The sequence below is a fragment of the Microcystis sp. M113S1 genome (assembly GCF_020246945.1).
In the GTDB taxonomy this organism is placed as follows: Bacteria; Cyanobacteriota; Cyanobacteriia; order Cyanobacteriales; family Microcystaceae; genus Microcystis.
In genome coordinates this window covers 1-18,253 of sequence record NZ_JADBSA010000339.1, presented here as the reverse complement: position 1 = coordinate 18,253, position 18,253 = coordinate 1, and the positions used below count along the sequence as shown (strand labels likewise).

Annotated in this window: 28 protein-coding genes and 1 pseudogene; 24 read left to right on the top strand and 5 right to left on the bottom strand. The window is 47.6% G+C overall.

Annotated elements, in window-relative coordinates:
- Nucleotides 1-133 precede the first annotated feature (133 nt).
- On the top strand, nucleotides 134-283 hold the full coding sequence (locus IM319_RS16990; protein ID WP_287079012.1) for a hypothetical protein: 150 nt from the start codon (nucleotides 134-136) through the stop codon (nucleotides 281-283).
- A gap of 4 nt (nucleotides 284-287) precedes the next feature.
- Here the strand turns inward: IM319_RS16990 and IM319_RS16985 are convergent.
- A pseudogene (locus IM319_RS16985) lies at nucleotides 288-506 on the bottom strand (DUF433 domain-containing protein); the annotation flags it as partial.
- A gap of 85 nt (nucleotides 507-591) precedes the next feature.
- The gene (gene hisD / locus IM319_RS16980) at nucleotides 592-1,896 is read right to left on the bottom strand and encodes a histidinol dehydrogenase (protein ID WP_287736370.1); all 1,305 of its coding nucleotides are present in this window, start codon (nucleotides 1,894-1,896) and stop codon (nucleotides 592-594) included.
- 252 nt (nucleotides 1,897-2,148) lie between these two features.
- Between hisD and IM319_RS16975 the strand changes: the two genes are divergently transcribed.
- Nucleotides 2,149-2,835, top strand: coding sequence for a hypothetical protein (locus IM319_RS16975; protein WP_287736368.1), 687 nt, complete (start codon nucleotides 2,149-2,151; stop codon nucleotides 2,833-2,835).
- A 271-nt stretch (nucleotides 2,836-3,106) separates the two neighbouring features.
- Here the strand turns inward: IM319_RS16975 and IM319_RS16970 are convergent, their stop codons facing one another.
- A complete protein-coding gene (locus IM319_RS16970; protein WP_287079729.1) occupies nucleotides 3,107-3,916 on the bottom strand; it encodes a prepilin peptidase in 810 nt (269 codons plus the stop codon).
- A gap of 246 nt (nucleotides 3,917-4,162) precedes the next feature.
- Here IM319_RS16970 and IM319_RS16965 point away from each other — a divergent pair, with 246 nt between their 5' ends.
- Nucleotides 4,163-4,465, top strand: coding sequence for a YkvA family protein (locus IM319_RS16965; RefSeq protein ID WP_287736367.1), 303 nt, complete (start codon nucleotides 4,163-4,165; stop codon nucleotides 4,463-4,465).
- Between the two features lie 244 nt (nucleotides 4,466-4,709).
- Here IM319_RS16965 and IM319_RS16960 read toward each other — a convergent pair whose 3' ends face one another.
- Both IM319_RS16960 and IM319_RS16955 read right to left on the bottom strand, forming a co-directional pair.
- Complete coding sequence (locus IM319_RS16960) at nucleotides 4,710-6,269, bottom strand: lamin tail domain-containing protein (RefSeq protein ID WP_287736366.1); 1,560 nt, start codon at nucleotides 6,267-6,269, stop codon at nucleotides 4,710-4,712.
- A 206-nt stretch (nucleotides 6,270-6,475) separates the two neighbouring features.
- Entirely contained in the window at nucleotides 6,476-7,135 is a 660-nt protein-coding gene (locus IM319_RS16955) for a phosphoribosyltransferase (RefSeq protein WP_287736365.1), read from the bottom strand.
- 198 nt (nucleotides 7,136-7,333) lie between these two features.
- Between IM319_RS16955 and IM319_RS16950 the strand changes: the two genes are divergently transcribed.
- From IM319_RS16950 to IM319_RS22625, 21 genes are all read left to right on the top strand, one after another.
- On the top strand, nucleotides 7,334-7,819 hold the full coding sequence (locus IM319_RS16950) for a DUF4079 domain-containing protein (protein WP_287736363.1): 486 nt from the start codon (nucleotides 7,334-7,336) through the stop codon (nucleotides 7,817-7,819).
- Between the two features lie 188 nt (nucleotides 7,820-8,007).
- Nucleotides 8,008-8,346, top strand: coding sequence for a P-II family nitrogen regulator (locus tag IM319_RS16945; RefSeq protein WP_287078905.1), 339 nt, complete (start codon nucleotides 8,008-8,010; stop codon nucleotides 8,344-8,346).
- A gap of 602 nt (nucleotides 8,347-8,948) precedes the next feature.
- Nucleotides 8,949-9,587 carry a 50S ribosomal protein L3 gene (gene rplC, locus IM319_RS16940; protein ID WP_002734589.1) on the top strand — a complete coding sequence of 213 codons (639 nt, stop codon included), beginning with the start codon at nucleotides 8,949-8,951 and terminating at the stop codon, nucleotides 9,585-9,587.
- Nucleotides 9,588-9,607: 20 nt separating this feature from the next.
- The gene (gene rplD / locus IM319_RS16935) at nucleotides 9,608-10,240 is read left to right on the top strand and encodes a 50S ribosomal protein L4 (RefSeq protein WP_286825777.1); all 633 of its coding nucleotides are present in this window, start codon (nucleotides 9,608-9,610) and stop codon (nucleotides 10,238-10,240) included.
- On the top strand, nucleotides 10,230-10,535 hold the full coding sequence (locus IM319_RS16930; protein WP_286825776.1) for a 50S ribosomal protein L23: 306 nt from the start codon (nucleotides 10,230-10,232) through the stop codon (nucleotides 10,533-10,535). The genes rplD and IM319_RS16930 overlap by 11 nt, the downstream gene beginning before the upstream one ends.
- A 33-nt stretch (nucleotides 10,536-10,568) precedes the next feature.
- The gene (gene rplB / locus IM319_RS16925) at nucleotides 10,569-11,402 is read left to right on the top strand and encodes a 50S ribosomal protein L2 (RefSeq protein WP_190721170.1); all 834 of its coding nucleotides are present in this window, start codon (nucleotides 10,569-10,571) and stop codon (nucleotides 11,400-11,402) included.
- A 30-nt stretch (nucleotides 11,403-11,432) separates the two neighbouring features.
- Nucleotides 11,433-11,714 (top strand): 30S ribosomal protein S19, encoded by a 282-nt coding sequence (gene rpsS / locus IM319_RS16920; RefSeq protein ID WP_002753908.1) that lies wholly within the window; start codon nucleotides 11,433-11,435, stop codon nucleotides 11,712-11,714.
- A gap of 153 nt (nucleotides 11,715-11,867) precedes the next feature.
- A complete protein-coding gene (gene rplV, locus IM319_RS16915) occupies nucleotides 11,868-12,227 on the top strand; it encodes a 50S ribosomal protein L22 (RefSeq protein WP_147070995.1) in 360 nt (119 codons plus the stop codon).
- Nucleotides 12,228-12,250: 23 nt separating this feature from the next.
- The gene (gene rpsC, locus IM319_RS16910; protein ID WP_061432468.1) at nucleotides 12,251-12,979 is read left to right on the top strand and encodes a 30S ribosomal protein S3; all 729 of its coding nucleotides are present in this window, start codon (nucleotides 12,251-12,253) and stop codon (nucleotides 12,977-12,979) included.
- A 30-nt stretch (nucleotides 12,980-13,009) separates the two neighbouring features.
- Nucleotides 13,010-13,429, top strand: coding sequence for a 50S ribosomal protein L16 (rplP, locus tag IM319_RS16905; RefSeq protein WP_002734310.1), 420 nt, complete (start codon nucleotides 13,010-13,012; stop codon nucleotides 13,427-13,429).
- Nucleotides 13,429-13,647 carry a 50S ribosomal protein L29 gene (gene rpmC / locus IM319_RS16900; protein WP_158200255.1) on the top strand — a complete coding sequence of 73 codons (219 nt, stop codon included), beginning with the start codon at nucleotides 13,429-13,431 and terminating at the stop codon, nucleotides 13,645-13,647. Before rplP ends, rpmC begins: the two co-directional genes overlap by 1 nt.
- A gap of 6 nt (nucleotides 13,648-13,653) precedes the next feature.
- On the top strand, nucleotides 13,654-13,896 hold the full coding sequence (gene rpsQ, locus IM319_RS16895; RefSeq protein WP_002796423.1) for a 30S ribosomal protein S17: 243 nt from the start codon (nucleotides 13,654-13,656) through the stop codon (nucleotides 13,894-13,896).
- 20 nt (nucleotides 13,897-13,916) lie between these two features.
- Complete coding sequence (rplN, locus tag IM319_RS16890; RefSeq protein ID WP_002732358.1) at nucleotides 13,917-14,285, top strand: 50S ribosomal protein L14; 369 nt, start codon at nucleotides 13,917-13,919, stop codon at nucleotides 14,283-14,285.
- 39 nt (nucleotides 14,286-14,324) lie between these two features.
- A complete protein-coding gene (gene rplX, locus IM319_RS16885; protein ID WP_287078899.1) occupies nucleotides 14,325-14,678 on the top strand; it encodes a 50S ribosomal protein L24 in 354 nt (117 codons plus the stop codon).
- 54 nt (nucleotides 14,679-14,732) lie between these two features.
- Nucleotides 14,733-15,272, top strand: coding sequence for a 50S ribosomal protein L5 (rplE, locus tag IM319_RS16880; RefSeq protein WP_002734750.1), 540 nt, complete (start codon nucleotides 14,733-14,735; stop codon nucleotides 15,270-15,272).
- 225 nt (nucleotides 15,273-15,497) lie between these two features.
- Complete coding sequence (rpsH, locus tag IM319_RS16875; RefSeq protein WP_002734721.1) at nucleotides 15,498-15,899, top strand: 30S ribosomal protein S8; 402 nt, start codon at nucleotides 15,498-15,500, stop codon at nucleotides 15,897-15,899.
- 105 nt (nucleotides 15,900-16,004) lie between these two features.
- Nucleotides 16,005-16,574 carry a 50S ribosomal protein L6 gene (rplF, locus tag IM319_RS16870; protein ID WP_287736362.1) on the top strand — a complete coding sequence of 190 codons (570 nt, stop codon included), beginning with the start codon at nucleotides 16,005-16,007 and terminating at the stop codon, nucleotides 16,572-16,574.
- Between the two features lie 3 nt (nucleotides 16,575-16,577).
- Nucleotides 16,578-16,940, top strand: a complete 363-nt coding sequence (gene rplR, locus IM319_RS16865; RefSeq protein WP_002753900.1) for a 50S ribosomal protein L18 — start codon at nucleotides 16,578-16,580, stop codon at nucleotides 16,938-16,940.
- 26 nt (nucleotides 16,941-16,966) lie between these two features.
- Nucleotides 16,967-17,488, top strand: coding sequence for a 30S ribosomal protein S5 (gene rpsE, locus IM319_RS16860; RefSeq protein ID WP_002757584.1), 522 nt, complete (start codon nucleotides 16,967-16,969; stop codon nucleotides 17,486-17,488).
- A 10-nt stretch (nucleotides 17,489-17,498) separates the two neighbouring features.
- Nucleotides 17,499-17,942: a 50S ribosomal protein L15 gene (gene rplO, locus IM319_RS16855; protein ID WP_002780095.1), complete on the top strand. Its 444-nt coding sequence runs from the start codon at nucleotides 17,499-17,501 to the stop codon at nucleotides 17,940-17,942.
- 264 nt (nucleotides 17,943-18,206) lie between these two features.
- Nucleotides 18,207-18,253, top strand: a 47-nt coding sequence (locus IM319_RS22625; RefSeq protein WP_353737480.1) for a helix-turn-helix domain-containing protein, incomplete at its 3' end; no start/stop codon positions are given.

Sequence of the window (18,253 nt, the reverse complement as noted above, 5' to 3'; positions counted from 1 at the left end):
TGTCAGTCTGTAGAGCGACCATAAGACCAGAACAGAGTAAATCTGTTAAGGCAGGTGCGAAACCCCGCAAGGGAAAGAAGCAGAAACCTAAATCGTGAGGTTTGGGAATCACCGTCCGTTTACGGCGGTGAGGATGTCAAGCAAGCGACCCGTGACTCTTGACATCCTCACCGCAGATTTCTACATCGGCGCTCACGCTGCTGTCACTACCATGCCCCTACTAACGAGAGATGTCAACCGCTACCGAACTTACTTTCCCTCAGTCTTACTGATTACACCTTAGACAATTCGGTTAAATAATTGGTTATTTCTTCTTGCTCATGCAAATAGTACAGAATTGTTGCATAAACTTGTTCTAGGCTCAAAGATGAGTAAGTTTTAGCAATTTCTTCAGGTGTTTTGGCATGATAAATATAGTCATAGAGAATGGTTTCAATGCCAATTCTTGTCCCTTTTAAGCGAATATCATTAGGGGTGAGAAAGTTAAAATAGTCTTCGAGTTGCATCATGGAATTTACTCAAGCTGTACTGAATCTAAAAAATAAGCTGGCCTAAATATCTAAGTTGTTCCCTGTTTCCTATTCCCTGTATTTAGAGTAAAATTTCCCTGTGTTGAATTGCTAATTTATGGGCGGGAAAACCTTCGTACTCGGCTAAAGTTTTCGTGGTTTCTTTTAACTTTTCAAAGCCTTCAGGGGTGACATAAGCCAAAGTAGAGCGCTTCAGAAAATCATAAACCGAAACCGCCGAATAGGAACGGGCAAAACTTCCTGTGGGCAGCACAGCATTGACTCCGATGGCGTAGGTAGCCATAGAGGAAGGAGTATGATTTCCCAGGAGAATTTCGCCAGCATTTTTAATCTTGCCCAGAATGGCAAAAGGATTACTAACTAAAACCTCTAGATGTTCCGGGGCGTACTCATTGACAAAATCGAGGGATTGCTGCAAACTATCGGTTAAAATTATGCCCCCATAGGCGGCTAAACCCGCCTCACAGAATTCCCGTCGCCAATCCGGGAGTTTTTGCAGGTATTCCTGAGCATATTCACTAGCGGCGATCGCCACATCTTCACAGTGGGTGACTAATAAAGCCGCCGAATCCGCCCCGTGTTCCGCTTCAATTAATAAATCCAAGGCCGCTAAACGGGCATCGGTGGACTCATCGGCCAAAACTATCGACTCACTCGGACCTGCCGGCAAACCCACATCCACAGTGCCGAACAGTAACCGTTTGGCCGCCGCCCCATAGACGCTGCACGGACCTGTAATTTTGTCAACCCTTTTGATATTTTTTGTTCCCAAAGCTAAAGCGGCGATCGCTTGTACGCCCCCTAATTTATAAATTTCTCTGACTCCAGCCATCCGCGCCGCCACCAGAGAAACGGGTTCCACGTTGCCCTGTTTATCGGGGGGAGTGCAAACGACAACTCTTTCCACTCCTGCCACCATTGCCGGGATGGCTAACATTAACATCATCGAGGGAAAAGCACCGCGGCCCCGGGGAACGTATAAACCCACATTGGGGACAGGAGAGATTTTTTCGCCGGCAAAGACACCGGTTTCAATTTCTGCCAGTTGTGTTTCTTCCGGCATTTGGCGACGATGTACCTCTTGAATATTCCGGAAAGCCTGTTCAAGGGCAGTTTTTACTTCCGGTTCAATTAAATGAAAAGCCCGCTCAAATTCTGCCTCGCTGACTTTGATATTTTCTACCGTCGCACCTTCGTAGTCAAAACGCCGCACATAGTCCACAACGCCGGCATCCCCCCGTTCGCGGATGGTTTCTATGACCGTTTGAGCGACTTTTAGGGCGTTATCAATATCTAACTCGGCTCTTTTCTGAAGTTTTGCCCGTTCCGCGCTACTTAATTGCGAAAGTTTTAATATTCTAACCACTATTGCTACTCCTACTGCCCCCGTCCTCTCAAGAATAACGGGGAATCTTATCTTTTTTAATTGTAACCTTTGGGGGAGTGTCGGAGTGGGAAGTGGGAAGTAAACAGTAACCAGTAATCAGTGAACTGAAAACTCACATCTGATAACTGATAACAAAGGCCGAATCTAAAACCTAATTTGTTAAGCTAAAAGCTTTATTGCCAGATTCTTTCTCTTGCCTCCTGCCTCCTGTCCCCTGCCTCCTTGGGTATAATGCAGATCATGTTTAAGCTCTCTTGCTGTTCTGTAAATGCGATCGCTCTTGCTCTATTATGGGGGGCGATTGGTCCGGTGTGGGCAGAAACGGAGTTAGACTTAGACCCGAAAATTCGGCAAGAAAGCCCCGTTTTAGAGCGTTGGTTAGAAAAAATACCCGATATCGCCGAAGAAATTCGCAATGATCCTAGTTTTCGCACTCGTATCCGTTTAGGGTATGCCCAGTTTCCTTCTAGCGATAATTCCAGTGGCGTGATTTTGGGGGTAGAAGATGTGTTTTTCGGTCAAACCAGTTTAACCCTAAGCGGCGATTATCAGACGGCTTTTAACGGCAAAAGGACGGCAATAGGAGCAAATTTACAATACTATCTCCTCCCTTTGGGTGATTATGTCAATCTGGCTCCCATGGTGGGCTATCGTTACATTCAGACAGGAAATTACAGCACCGATGGGCTTAACTTAGGATTAAAGCTTAAATTAGCCCTTTCTCGCACGGGGGCAGCAGATATCACCGTCAGTCAGAGTTTTATCTCACCGGGGGGTGCTAACGAGGTGGGATTGACTACTCTTTCGGTTGGTTATGCGATTACCTCTAATTTACGTTTAGCTGCCGATATTCAAGCCCAAAATTCCCGCGCTCGTAAAGATAGCTCCCTAGGAATTTTACTGGAATGGCTGCCCTAATTAGGGTTTGCGGCAAAAAGTTTTTCGGTGGGGGTTGGGGGTTGGGGGTTGGGTTTTACCGATTTTCAGGTGGTCAACTACCTAATTTTCAGGGAAAAAGTGCCTAAATTTCCCCCCGATCACTTCCATATCCAGTACTTTTTGATTGACAAAAGGTCTAAAAGTCTTACCCAACAAGGTTTTTAGATTTATTCAGCAGACCCTAAGTAAGAGAAACCAGAAAGGGCTGTGATGAGCTTCGAGAATCCTCACGCCTTTAAGCCCAGGATTGTCAAAACAAAGGGAAAAAAATGGCTTGATAGGCTGAGATGATCTTATCACTCCAAAAGACACTCATCAGAGCGCCGAGGGCAAGAAATGGACCGAAGGGTATAGCTTGTTTTTTTGCCATTTTACCCACAAAAATGCCCATAATACCGATCGCCGCCCCGATAGCGCAGGCCAGAAACCCGGTGACTAATAATGCTTGCCATCCTAACCAAGCACCGATCATCGCCGCTAATTTAGCGTCCCCTCCCCCCATGGCCTGTTGTCCGAGGGCAAAACTCCCCCCCCACCGAATCAGATCAAATAACCAGACTCCTAAAACCGCACTAGCGATCGCTGAAAAGAGATAGATAACACTTTGATTATTTTGCCAACCCAGGAGAGTTTGAAAAACTATCCCTAAAACTAATCCCGATTGGGTGAGGGAGTTAGGAAGCGTCATCGTGTCAAAATCAATCAAAGCTAAAGCTAATAACCAACTTACAAGAATCCAATAGCCGAGGGTCTGCCAAGAAAAGCTAAAATCTCCTAAAACCAGACAAAACAACAAACCGGTAAAAGTTTCGACGGCTGGATAACGGACAGAAATCGCAGTTCCACACCAGCGACAGCGACCCCCTAGCCATAACCAGCCTAAAACAGGTATATTCTCGCTTTTACCTAATCTATGGTGACATTTCGGACAGTGGGAAGGGGGATAAACTAGAGATATCCCCTGAGGTAATCTATAGATGACCACGTTTAAAAAACTGCCCACCGAGGCACCAAAAGCGAAGACAAAGGCAAAAGTAACTAGATGAAAGAGGGTTTCCATCCTTAAACTGGCAGATAATTGATTAGTTTGTTATCGCCTATTATAGGGGATAAAGATGCCACTATCTCCCCTCTTAAGCATCCAGTAATAATACTTCAGGCTCATCCCTAAAGGTGAATTTTCTTCTGGGCATTTTTTTTTGATTAATTAGCGGATATCACCCTAGATAATGGGGGTAAAACCCCACTATCAGCCCCAGGGACAACCTGACAAAATTAAATTATCTCAGTCAACGAGGACAAATTAATGAAACCGATTGTTGAATCTTTTTACAACTGGTACAGCAGCAAAATCAGTCACCCCCAATATCGTTGGATTATCATTCTGGGAACTATGGTTTATCTGTTTAGCCCCCTCGATATTTCTCCTGACGTTTTCCCGATTATTGGTTGGATCGATGATGGGATCGTCCTCACCCTTTTAACCACGGAATTATCGCGATTAGTTCTTGATTATCGCACTCGCCGTCCCGGGAGAGTAAATAATCAAACTGAAGTTTCTTCACCAACCAATACCGTTGATACCGATGCCGTAGAAGTCAAAAGTTAGAACTCTGAAGTCTCAATTTTGCCCTCTGAATTCAGGAGATTGCTGTTATTTATTCTCCCCCCGCAACGCCCACGAATTGGTCTCCTCACACCCCACAGCCCATCGGGAGCATCTCACCTTTGTAACCCCTAAATCAGGTTTTTATGTCAAGCTATTTTGAAAGCATTGCTAGAAACCAGTTTTATGGATAAGTATAATTACTCACTTGCATAAATGAGATGCTCTCCCCTCGCCCCGCGTTCGGTCAGCTTTTTTTAGTTCGAGCAATGCCATACGCCAGTGTGGAAATTTTCTTACCAATCGCATCATACAGGTTCAATTCATCGCCAGCGTCATTCCAAATAGCCGTTTTACTGGCAAAAGAAAAACCACCAGTTTCAGAATGTACTTCGTTGGTATAAACCCGAAAAGTCTTGCCAGACGCTAAAACAGTATTTGCTGGGAAAGTAAATTGCTGCCTGGCACTGCCGACCGAAGTGATTTTCCAACCTGAAATATTGACGGGATGATTGCCGCGATTGCTAAGCTCAACATATTCGTCAGATTGTGTTTTCTTAACCAGTCCTTTATAAACCAAGTTAGACATAAACACGTCATCCTCTGCGGTGATGCTAAACTCTTCTGTTTCGATGGTCTTCGGTTTAGGTGGCTCAGAAGTTGCTGGCGAAGGCGTAGGTTCAGACCGTGCTGGTGCATTTGGCTTAATATAGTCTGCGGTTGCAATCAGCCCTTGATTACTACCAGTCATTACAATGTTGGCAGTGGCATTTGGTAATAAACTGATTGAATTGCCGTTGTGTTGATAAAGGCTTTTCACATTGCTAAACAATGGATGGCTTGAGCTGGTAACCGCTAGGCTACCACTGATGTTGTTATAAACGCCGTCAAATTTCAAACCAAAAGCTGTCAAAAACGTATTCCATTGACCCGCCTCTGCTTGGCTGCCACCATGCCCTGTGCCTGCGCAAAGATAGACTTTACCGCCGTTTTTGACATAATCAATTAATACTTGATTATCAACTGGGTCGCCACCTACAAAAATGGCATCATATTGAGCCAATGCTACCGCATTAATGGCAATGTTCATGCCTTTTGTCCAAGTATGCCCAGCACCAGTCATGGTACGCTCAAGCGTTGCGCCGACCAATCCAAAGTTATTGGACAAAACATGAAATTTTCCCTGTGTCGTTCCTACAAAATATGTGGCAACATTCAACGCAAAAGTCGCGGTATCAGATACCGATTGAAAACCAGCATCGCTTAAAGCCCACTCGTCATTATGAACAATAATTCGACCATTGGCTGGTTTTTCGATTGGTACAAACACTGGGGCATCATCTATGCCATGCACTTTTAAAGAATAGACGCGGTTACTTGAACCAGAAAATGCGGTTTCCGCCGCACCAGTACTGGTGAATAACACGCTACCAGATAAATTGCCTAAATCCCAAGCTTCTTGTTCGGTTTTACGGTTAAAACTGACGCTTCCTGTTTGTGGATAGTAAACACCAGCAAAATCATTTGGTTGTACAGCAATAGCTGTTGTTAATGCAAATTGATTTAAGCCAAGCGCTGGTGTTTTTAAATCACTTTTACCAACCACAGACCAAGCGTTTGCGGTTTTTCTATAAATGACTAATTGGACAGGAGTTACTTTGTCTGCCCATATTTCCCAAGAGTTGAGTACACCTTTGCCACTTATAGGGACGTTGAGATCAACTAAGTAAAAATTAGAGCGAGAGTCACTGACCCCACGAGTTTTTAATTCGTTGCCGCCCGTAATGGTTGATTTTGATTTTGTCATAATAATTTTCTCCAATGACTAACTGCATAATATACGGAAAAGTGGCTCTTCGGTAATTTTTATCCTACATTCCGCACCTAGTCATTGAAATCAACATTTGCTCTAGCCCTTGTATAGTAAAACTTTTAGCGATTACTAAGAATTATGAAGTGTCACACTCTAGTCAGCGATCGCTAGTTTAATGAGAGTTTATCTAGCCCATCTCCCTAAACTGGAATCAAAGAACTATCGACGCTGGCTAAAAGTGTTTGCACTTCCTCATCGCTGGTTTGGGAAAAATCTTCGTACCAAAGAGAAATCGATCTCAATTCGTAGGGTTTATGTAGGCAAATTACTCGATCAACTAATTTTTCTAATTGCTCACAGACTTCCACTGGGGCAATAGGAACAGCAATAATAATAGCAGCGGGATTTCCAGCTTTAAGGGTCAGAATCGCCGCTTTAATCGTTGCTCCCGTAGCGATACCATCATCTACTAGAATAATCGTTTTTCCCCTCAGGCCCGGAAAGGGTCGCTCACCTCGATACAAGCGATCGCGTCGCTCTAATTCGATCATTTCTTCCTTTGCTACCCGTTCCATCATCGCCTCCGATAGGTGCAAGTCGTCAACGATACTTTCATTGATTACCCGCACACCATTTTGACCGATCGCCCCAAAAGCTAACTCTTTGCGCTCCGGTACACCTAATTTTCGCACTAAACACAGATCTAGGGGTAAATGTAACCTTTGGGCAATTTCAAAGGCGATCGGAACCCCACCCCGGGGCAAAGCCAAAACCAGCACCCTAGCACTATTGGTATATTCTGTCAAGTAACTAGCTAATAGTCTCCCTGCTGATCGCCGATCTTTGAGCAGATAAGTCATAACTCCCTCCTAGGGGCTAATCCCCCTGGGGATCCCTAGTCTCCCCTGACTTTATTCTATATTTCTCCGCTAATCTCTAGCTGAAATGTTAAGAAATTTAGCGAAGGCTTGACATTTTTTCGGCTAACCGCAGTTTTTCTAGGCCAGAGATCGGCTAAAATCTCAGGCAAGAGGGTTTTGTAAAGTTAGGTAACAAACATGAATCAAAGTTTAAGTGATGCGCTAGAGCCGATCGCCGCTGCCTTTCGCAGTCTCGGAACTCCCGAACCGATCGTTCATTGGGGACATCCAGTCATGATGGGGATTGTGGTTTTAGTTATGGGTAGTTATACTGCCTATGCCGGTTGGCAAAGCCGTTTAAGCAAAGATGGGGAAGTAGTGGACAAAAATCGGGCTGATCACCGCAAACTCGCCCCCTGGCTGTTTTTATTTATCGCTCTCGGTTACACTGGCGGTATTTTATCCCTAGTCATGCAGAAACATCCAATCCTCGAAAGCAGCCATTTCTGGACAGGATCGGTCGCGATCGGTTTATTAGCTTTCAATGGATTATTGTCCCTCACTGGCTTCGCTGGCGGGAAAAAAGAACTTTTCCGGACTATTCACGCCTATATCGGCAGTATTGCCCTGATTTTACTGCTAGTTCACGGTGTTTTCGGTCTTCAGTTGGGATTATCTCTCTAGTTGGTTTATTTATGACTTCGGGTGGGCTATTTCCCACCTGGAGATTTTTCACCGCAGAAGACTGTGGCCAAGGACAATAATTGAAGAAATTATGACTTTAAGCACTATTCTTGGGATTCCGAGTTTAGAATTAACAGGTAATTTACCAAGAAAGTAAAGTATCGTCACGCAACGAGGAGATAGATATTTTGAAGAAAGTAGAAGCGATTATCCGACCCTTTAAACTCGAAGAGGTGAAAATCGCCCTAGTTAACGCGGGCATTGTCGGGATGACCGTCTCCGAAGTTAGAGGTTTCGGTCGTCAGAAAGGTCAATCGGAACGTTATCGCGGTTCCGAGTATACCGTCGAATTTCTCCAAAAACTCAAGATCGAGATCGTCGTCGAAGATAAGCAGGTCGATATGGTCGTCGATAAGCTGATTTCGGCGGCGCGTACTGGTGAAATCGGAGACGGTAAAATCTTCGTCTCCCCCGTGGAACAGATCGTCCGCATCCGTACCGGAGAAAAAAATCTCGAAGCGATTTAACCCCCAGACAAGGGATGATAGTACAATGCTGTCATCCCCCCCATTCACACCGTTTCCCACAATATAAAAGTGTAACCTAATTTAGTATCAACGACCGATTCCCCAAAAGGAAAACTTTGCAGCTCACCATTAAGATAAATACTATAGTTGAATCTATTGGCTCGATCTGCCCCCATCGCTGCTGAAGACCGCCGAACGGTACAAATAATTTGACCAGACTGGATATGATCATTGCCCGTGACTAAAAAAACCTCTTGCCTAAAAAGTCACAAATATTATATAATGTTTGATCGTGGCCAAAATCGGTGTTAGGTGGTGCTGAAGGCACTGCCGAGCAGAACCGCCTTGGTCGCTCGGTCTTCGCCGGGATACTGAAGATAAACCCTTTAAGTCCCCAAGAAACAAAGACCAGCAACAATCTAGGCAGAACCAGCAACCCTGTCTAGTCTTACTTACGAATTTAACGGGATGCCAGCTTAAATAACTCGAAAAAAGTCATTCAAGTTGGGCAGGCTGATAAAGTGGGAAAAATCTTTCCCGCTCCTATAGCCACGGCCACGTTATTTTTGATTGTCGTCTAGTAAAGATAAAGAGAACAATCCGTGTCTATCGGTATCCTCGGTACAAAACTGGGCATGACCCAAATCTTCGACAACAAAACGGGAGTCGCCATTCCCGTCACCGTCGTTCAAGCAGGTCCGTGTCCCGTCACCCAAGTAAAAACTAAAAAAACCGACGGTTATGAATCCATCCAAGTGGGATACAAAACCGTCAAAGAAAAAGCCCTCAACAAACCGCTGCTCGGTCATTTAGCCAAAGCCGGTGTCTCCCCCCTGCGGCATTTAATCGAATACCGCCTCGAGGACGCATCCGCTTACACTTTAGGCCAAGAAATTACCGCCGCTATCTTCCAAGAAGGCGATTTGGTCGATGTGGCTGGAACCACCATCGGACGGGGGTTCTCCGGCTATCAAAAACGCCATAACTTCAAGCGCGGTAACATGACCCACGGTTCCAAAAACCACCGTCTCCCCGGTTCCACCGGTGCCGGTACTACCCCCGGTCGCGTCTTCCCGGGTAAGAGAATGGCTGGACAATACGGAGCAACCCAAGTTACCATCCGCAAATTGTCCGTGGTCAAAATCGATAGCGAACGCAACCTGATCCTGATCAAAGGAGCCGTCCCGGGCAAACCAGGAACCCTGTTAAACATCACCCCCGCCAAGAAATTTGGTAAATAGGGCAAGGAAAGATTAAAGCCATGGTTAACTACACAGTCAAAAATTGGCAAGGGGAAGAAGCAGGAACAGGCACCCTGGAACTGAAAACCGCTAAACCCGAAACCGCCAAACACCTAATTCACCGCGTCGTCGTCAGCCATCTAGCGGCGGCCCGCCAAGGTAACGCCTCCAGCAAAACCCGCTCGGAAGTGCGCGGCGGTGGTCGCAAACCCTGGCGGCAAAAAGGCACCGGTCGGGCCCGGGCCGGTTCGATCCGTTCTCCCCTCTGGCGTGGTGGCGGTGTCATCTTCGGACCGAAACCCAGAGATTTTGAAGTTAAGGTCAATCGCAAAGAGAAAAGATTAGCCCTGAGAACCGCTTTGATCGGCCAGGCTGATAACTTTATCGTGGTTGAAAGCTTCGCTGAACAATTCTCCCAACCCAAAACCAAAGAACTGACCGCTGCCTTAAGTCGCTGGGGAGCCAGTCCAGAGGAAAAAATTCTGCTGATTCTGACGGAAATTCCCGAAAATGTCTATTTATCGGGACGTAATATCTGCAATCTCAAAATTATTCGCGCGGATAGTCTCAACGTCTATGATGTCCTCCTAGCCGATCGAGTTATCGCCACCGCCGCAGCCCTAGCTAAAATTGAGGAGGTCTATGGTGCTTAAAATTGAAGCCAGACAACTCGCCGATCTGATCCTAAAGCCGATCGTGACCGAGAAAGCCACCCTACTCCTAGAACAAAATAAATACGTCTTCGATGTCGCCTTGAAAGCGACCAAGCCAGAAATTCAAGCGGCGATCGAACTGCTGTTTGACGTGAAAGTAACGAAAGTGAACACCAGCCGCCCCTCTCGTCAGAAAAAACGCGTCGGCCGTTTCCTCGGTTACAAACCCCAATACAAACGCGCGATCGTGACCCTCGCAGCTGGCGACTCGATCGCCCTCTATCCCGACGTATAACAACCAAGAAACCCGATAACGGAAAACTAAACTATGGGTATTCGTTCTTTTAGACCCTTAACCCCCGGGACAAGGCAGGCGGCGATCTCCGACTTTAAAGAGATCACCAAAACCGAACCGGAAAAGTCCCTAACTCATCACAAACACAGTAAACAGGGGCGGAATAATCGCGGTGTCGTTACCAGTCGTCACCGGGGCGGCGGCCATAAACGCCTCTACCGGATTATCGATTTTCGTCGCGATAAACGGGATATTCCAGCCACAGTAGCGGCGATCGAGTACGATCCTAACCGTAACGCCCGCATTGCCCTGCTTTTCTACAAAGACGGGGAAAAACGCTACATCATCGCCCCCGCCGGCTTAGGCGTTGGTGATACCGTCATCGCCGGAGAAAACGCTCCCTTCGAGGTCGGTAACGCCCTACCCTTAAGTCGCATCCCCCTAGGGACAGAAGTTCATAACATCGAACTCGTCCCCGGTCGCGGTGGTCAAATGGTGCGGGCCGCCGGTGGTTTCGCCCAAGTGGTAGCGAAAGAAGGCGATTACGTTACCATCCGCCTCCCCTCCAAAGAAGTCCGCATGATCCGGCGTGAATGCTACGCCACCATCGGAAAAGTCGGTAACGCCGAAGCGAGAAATATCAGTCTCGGTAAAGCCGGTCGTACCCGTCACCGCGGTCAACGACCTCATGTTCGGGGTAGCGTCATGAACCCAGTCGATCACCCGCACGGAGGTGGAGAGGGTCGCGCTCCGATCGGACGTTCCGGCCCGATGACTCCCTGGGGTAAACCCGCCCTCGGTCGCAAAACTCGCAACAAGAAAAAACGCAGTAGCGATCTCATCGTGCGCCGTCGTACCCAGGGTTAGAAATTATTACTTTACTTTTGACTGAAAATTATGGGTCGTTCACTGAAAAAGGGGCCATTTGTCGCCGGCCACCTGATGGAAAAAATCGAAAAACTCAACGCACAGGGCAGTAAACAAGTGATTAAAACTTGGTCCCGTGCCTCGACAATCATTCCCGATATGGTCGGTCACACGATCGCCGTTCACAACGGCAAACAGCACGTTCCCGTCTATGTTTCCGAGCAGATGGTCGGTCATAAACTCGGTGAATTCGCTCCCACCCGCACCTTCCGCGGCCACGCCAAGAGCGACAAAAAAGCAGGACGGAAATAGACCGGTGGGCGGTAATCTCAAAACCGTCAGCCCCCGGTCAGCGTTCAGATAACTATGAGATGGTGGGTTACGGCGACTAGATAAATTAATAACTAAGTCTTATAAGTTGTCGTCGCCTAACCCACCCTACCTAACTGATAACTGATAACTGAAATGACCATCGATACCTCTAACGAAGTCAAAGCGATCGCCCGCTATATTCGGATGTCACCCCTGAAAGTCAGACGGGTACTCGATCAGATCCGCGGTCGCTCCTATCGGGAAGCCCTAATCATTCTCGAATTTATGCCCTACCGGGCCTGTGATCCGATCCTAAAAGTTCTGCGTTCCGCCGTTGCCAACGCCGAACATAACGAAGGACTCGATCCCGCCACTTTGGTAGTTAGCCAAGCCTTTGCCGATGGCGGACCGACCCTAAAACGTTTTCGACCCCGGGCCCAAGGCCGCGCCTACCAAATTCGCAAACCCACCTGTCATATTACCGTCGCCGTCGCTCCTAGCAACGAAGACTAATCACCTTAACTAAAAAAACCACAATGGGACAAAAAATCCATCCCCTCGGTTTTCGTCTCGGCGTTATCAAAGATCATAAATCTTGCTGGTATGCCGACGCGAAACGTTACCCCGAACTACTGCAAGAAGATCGCCGCATTCGTGAATACGTCGAAAAAAACCTTGCTAATGCCGGTATCGCCGATATTCGCATCGAACGTAAGGCCGATCAAGTAGATATTTCCATCCACACCGCTCGCCCCGGGGTCGTCGTCGGTCGTGGTGGCACGGGAATCGAACAGCTGCGCCTAGGTTTACAAAAAGCCCTCGGTGGCCAGCGTCAAATTCGCATTAACGTCATTGAGGTGGCTCGCGTTGATGCCGATGCCAACCTGATCGCCGAATACATCGCCCAACAACTAGAAAGACGGGTTTCCTTCCGTCGTGTTGTCCGGCAAGCCATCCAACGGGCGCAGAGGGCCGAAGTCAAAGGGATCAAAATTCAAGTTAGCGGTCGTCTCAACGGGGCGGAAATCGCTCGGACCGAATGGGTGCGGGAAGGACGAGTTCCCCTGCATACCCTGCGCGCCGATATTGATTACTCCTATAAAACCGCCAGCACCATCTACGGGATTCTAGGCGTGAAAGTTTGGATATTTAAGGGCGAAATTATCCCCGGCCAAGAAGAAATTGCCGCCGCCGTTCCCGCTCAAGCACCGCGCCGTCAACAGCGTCGCCGTCAACAGTTTGAAGATCGCTCTAGTGAGGGCTGATCCCTAATATTTATCAGTGGTAAATAGCTCATGTTAAGTCCCAAAAGAACAAAATTCCGCAAACAACAGCGCGGACGGATGCGCGGGCTGGCCACCGGCGGAAATACGATTAATTTCGGCGATTTCGCCCTGCAAGCCACCGAACCCTGTTGGATTACTTCCCGTCAAATCGAAGCGGCCAGACGGGCAATGACTCGTTATATTCGTCGGGGTGGCAAAATCTGGATTCGCGTTTTTCCCGATAAACCCGTGACCCAACGGGCCGCAGAAACTCGGATGGGTTCCGGGAAAGGTTCCCCCGAATTCTGGGTGGCCGTGGTTAAACCGGGGTTCATTATGTTTGAGATTGCCGGGGTAGCCGAACCGGTAGCCCGGGAAGCAATGCGCCTAGCCGCCCAAAAATTACCGATTAAGACCAAATTTATCACTCGCGAGGAGGATTTTGTCTAATGGCTCTACCAAAAATCGCCGAAGTGAGGAAGATGAGCGATGACGAAATCGCCGACGCTATCCTCGCTGCCAAAAAGAAACTGTTTGAATTGCGTTTGCAACAGGCCACCCGCCGCTTGGAAAAAACCCACGAATTCAAACACACCCGCCACCGTCTTGGCCAATTATTGACCGTAGAACGGGAGCGCCAACTAGCCCAGTCCACCCCGGAGGCATAACCCACTATGGCAGTTAAAGAAAGAGTTGGGGTAGTGGTCAGCGACAAAATGGATAAAACCGTAGTGGTAGCCATTGAAAACCGCTCTCCTCACCCTAAATACGGCAAAATCGTCGTTAAAACCCAGAAATTTAAGGCTCACGACGCAGAAAATCAAGCCAAACAAGGCGATCGAGTTCGTATTCGTGAAACCCGCCCCCTCAGTAAAACCAAACGTTGGGAAGTGGCGGAAATATTAACCGATAATTAAATTTCACCTAGGTAAAAACCGTGATTCAACAACAAACCTACTTAAATGTCGCTGACAATAGCGGCGCGCGGAAACTAATGTGTCTGCGGGTGCTGGGAACAGGTAACTGTACCTACGGTGGCATCGGTGACAAAATTATCGCCGTGGTTAAGGACGCTATCCCCAATATGCCCGTGAAAAAATCCGATGTGGTGACTGCGGTGATTGTGCGAACCCGTCAAACCGTCCGTCGCGATAGTGGCATGAGCATCCGTTTTGATGATAACGCCGCCGTGATTATTAATAATGACGGTAATCCCAAAGGTACTAGGGTTTTTGGTCCTGTCGCTCGGGAATTGCGCGATAAAAACTACACCAAAATTGTTTCCTTAGCCCCAGAAGTTCTCTGATCAAAGTCAAAAGTACAAAGGCAATCGGAGGTCAAAAAAATGAGTAATAAAAACAGTCAAACCTCACCCCAAAGGCAAAAAATGCACGTTAAAAAAGGGGATGTCGTTCAAGTAATCGCTGGTTCCGATAAGGGCAAAGTGGGCGAAATTTTACGGGCTTTACCCCAAGAAAGTACCGTGGTGGTCAAGGGAGTTAATATCCGCACCAAACATACTAAACCCCAACAGGAAGGAGAATCGGGTCAAATCCTTACCTACGAAGCACCGATTCACAGTTCCAAAGTGATGCTTTATTCCGAGAAGAAAAAAATCGCCAGTCGGGTGGGTTATACCTTTACCGAAGACGGTCGGAAAGTGCGGATACTGAAGAAAACTGGCGAAATTATTGATTAGTTTCCCATCAATTCTAGTTCCTGACCAAGCCCAGGAAAAGCAAGCAGAAAAACTATGAGCCAAAAACTAAAAACCACCTATCAAGAAACCATTGTTCCTAAACTGAAAGAACAATTTGGTTATACCAATATCCACCAAGTACCTAAAGTTATCAAAATTACTGTTAACCGCGGTCTTGGGGAAGCTTCACAAAATGCCAAAGCTTTGGAGTCTTCCAAGGAGGAACTGTCCACCATCACCGGACAACAACCGGTAGTGACTAGAGCCAAAAAAGCGATCGCTGGCTTCAAAATTCGCGAAGGAATGCCGGTGGGTGTGATGGTGACATTGCGCGGCGATCGAATGTACGCTTTTTTAGACCGTCTAATTAATCTGGCCTTACCACGTATTCGCGACTTTCGCGGTATCAGCGGTAACAGTTTTGATGGTCGTGGTAACTACAGTTTAGGCATTCGTGAACAGTTGATCTTCCCCGAAATTGAATACGACAAAATCGATCAAATTCGCGGGATGGACATCTCAATCATCACCACCGCTAAAAACGACGAAGAAGGACGCGCCCTCCTCAAAGAGATGGGAATGCCCTTTAGATAAATCAATCAAGAGAAAAGTAAACAGTGACCGGTAAATAAGTGAACAGTGAACAGTGATCAACAGTAAACAGTAAACAGTGATTCAGTGAAAAGACAGCAGGAAACTGCTATTTAATACTACTCACTTAATACTCAAATCTGATAACTGATCACTGATCACTGATGACTGATAACTGATAACTGACCATTGATGTTGATCCCAATTTAGGAGAAAAACAGGTAATTCATGTCTGCTAACGATACCATCTCGGATATGCTGACCCGCATCCGTAACGCTTGCGCGGTTCGGCAGACCACTACTCAAATCCCCACCACGCGGATGACGCGCAGTATTGCTCAAGTTCTCAAGGACGAAGGCTTTATTGCTGACTTTGAGGAAGTGGGTGAGGGGATTAAATCTCAATTAGTTCTTTCCCTCAAATATAAAGGCAAAAACCGTCAACCGATCATTACTACCCTCACCAGAGTCAGTAAACCGGGCTTGCGAGTTTATTCCAACAGTAAAGACTTACCGCGCGTCCTCGGTGGTATTGGCATCGCCATTGTTTCCACCTCTAAAGGCATTATGACCGATCGCGAAGCCCGTAAACAAAACGTTGGCGGCGAAGTCCTTTGCTACATCTGGTAAACAAGGATAAGCTATCAGCCGTCAGCCTTTCCAAGTTTCAACCTGATAGCTGACCCACTGATAACTCTTCCGGTGATAACTGATAACTGATAACTGATAACTGTTATGTCTCGTATTGGCAAACGCCCGATTCCTATTCCCAATAAAGTCACCGTCGATATCGATGGTGCTACCGTGACGGTGAAAGGGCCCAAAGGAACTCTCCAGAGAACCCTACCCACCGCCGTCACCATCAATAAAGATGGCGAAACCCTGTTCGTTAGCCGTCAAGACGATTCCCGTACCGCCAGAGAACGCCACGGACTCTGTAGAACTCTAGTAGCCAACATGGTGGAAGGAGTCGCTACCGGCTTTCAAAAACGCCTCGATATCCAAGGGGTGGGCTACCGCGCCCAGGCGCAGGGTGGTAAATTGGTTCTGAATGTTGGTTACAGCAAACCCGTGGAAATGGAGATGCCCGATGGTGTTTCCGTCGCCGTAGAAAACAACACCCAAGTTATCGTCAGTGGCATCGACAAAGAAGCGGTCGGTAACATTGCCGCTAAAATCCGCGAAGTTCGTCCCCCCGAACCTTATAAAGGAAAAGGGATTCGCTATCTTGGTGAAGTTGTCCGTCGCAAAGTTGGTAAAGCTGGCGGTAAAGGCGCTAAAGGCGGTAAAGGAGGTAAAAAATAAACCATGAAACTTAGTCGCAAAGAATCAGTCCGTCGTCGTCACCAGCGTGTGCGTCGCAAAATTAATGGCACTGCTGAACGGCCGCGTTTATCCGTATTTCGTTCTAATAACCACATCTACGCCCAAATTATCGACGACGTAGCCCAACATACCCTCGCTGCCGCTTCTACCCTAGAGGCAACCTTGCGGGGGGAATTAGAATCCACCGCTACCCAAGAGGCCTCGGCTGCCGTGGGTAAACTGGTGGCCCAACGGGCCCTAGACAAAGGCATTGAACAAGTGGTTTTTGATCGCGGTGGCAATCTCTATCACGGTCGCGTCAAAGCCTTAGCAGAAGCGGCTCGTTCAGCCGGCTTAAACTTCTAAAATATCCTTTCAACACTGATAAAACTATGGCAAAACGTCGCAAAGGCAACCGCGAAAAAGAAAAAGAAACCACTTGGCAAGAGCGGGTCATCCAGATCCGCCGGGTTAGTAAAGTGGTTAAGGGTGGTAAAAAACTCAGCTTCCGGGCTATCGTCGTGGTCGGTAATGAAAACGGCCAGGTGGGAGTGGGAGTCGGCAAAGCAGGGGATGTTATCGGGGCCGTCCGTAAAGGCGTGGCCGATGGCAAAAAACAACTAATTGAAGTCTCCTTAACTAAGGCTAGTTCTATCACTCACCTTACCCGGGGTGCTTCCGGTGGCGCTCAGGTGCTCATGCGTCCGGCTGCTCCGGGGACTGGGGTTATTGCTGGGGGTGCTGTCCGTACCGTTTTAGAATTAGCCGGGGTGAAAAATATCCTCGCTAAACAACTCGGTAGCGATAACCCCCTCAATAACGCTAGAGCCGCCGTTAACGCCCTGGAAACTCTCCGCACTTTCTCGGAAGTGGCCAAGGATCGAGGCGTATCTGTAGAACATTTGTACACATAAAGAAATCACCATGAAACTCCACGAAATCGCCCCCCAACCGGGGTCCACTAAACGCCGTCGTCGTGTGGGACGGGGTGTCTCGGCCGGCCAGGGCGCTAGTTGCGGTCTGGGAATGCGCGGACAAAAATCTCGCTCCGGGACGGGGACTCGTCCCGGTTTTGAGGGGGGACAAATGCCCCTCTATCGTCGGGTTCCCAAATTAAAACATTTTCCTTTGGTTAACCCCCGTCAATACACAATCGTTAATCTGAGAAAATTAGCTTCTTTACCCGCTAATACGGAAGTCACCCTGGAAAGTCTCCTAAAAGCTAAAATTCTCACCAGCAACGACGGCCCTTTAAAAGTTTTAGGTGATGGTGAAATTACCGTTCCCCTCAAGGTGAAGGCCGCCGCTTTTAGCAATAGTGCCAAAGAGAAAATTACCGCCGCTCAAGGGACTTGGGAAGAAATATAAATTTCCCAGGAGTCTTGGAGAAGACAGGAGACGGGAGACGGGAGACAGTATTCAGGAGACGGGAGACAGGAGATTATTTTTTTTTATTCTTCCCCCGCAACGCGCACGCAGTGACCCCCCCCCCTACACCCTACACCCTAACACCCAATCCCCAAGACCTGATTGCTATATCATCGAAAATTTGGGTCTGAAACCCCGTCGTTCTACGACGGCTTTACCGTTAAATACTAGCGCATTTACGGAATATATGCTTAAATGTGAGACATGGAAAAAGCCTATTGGTTCCGATTTTACCCCACACCAGAACAAGA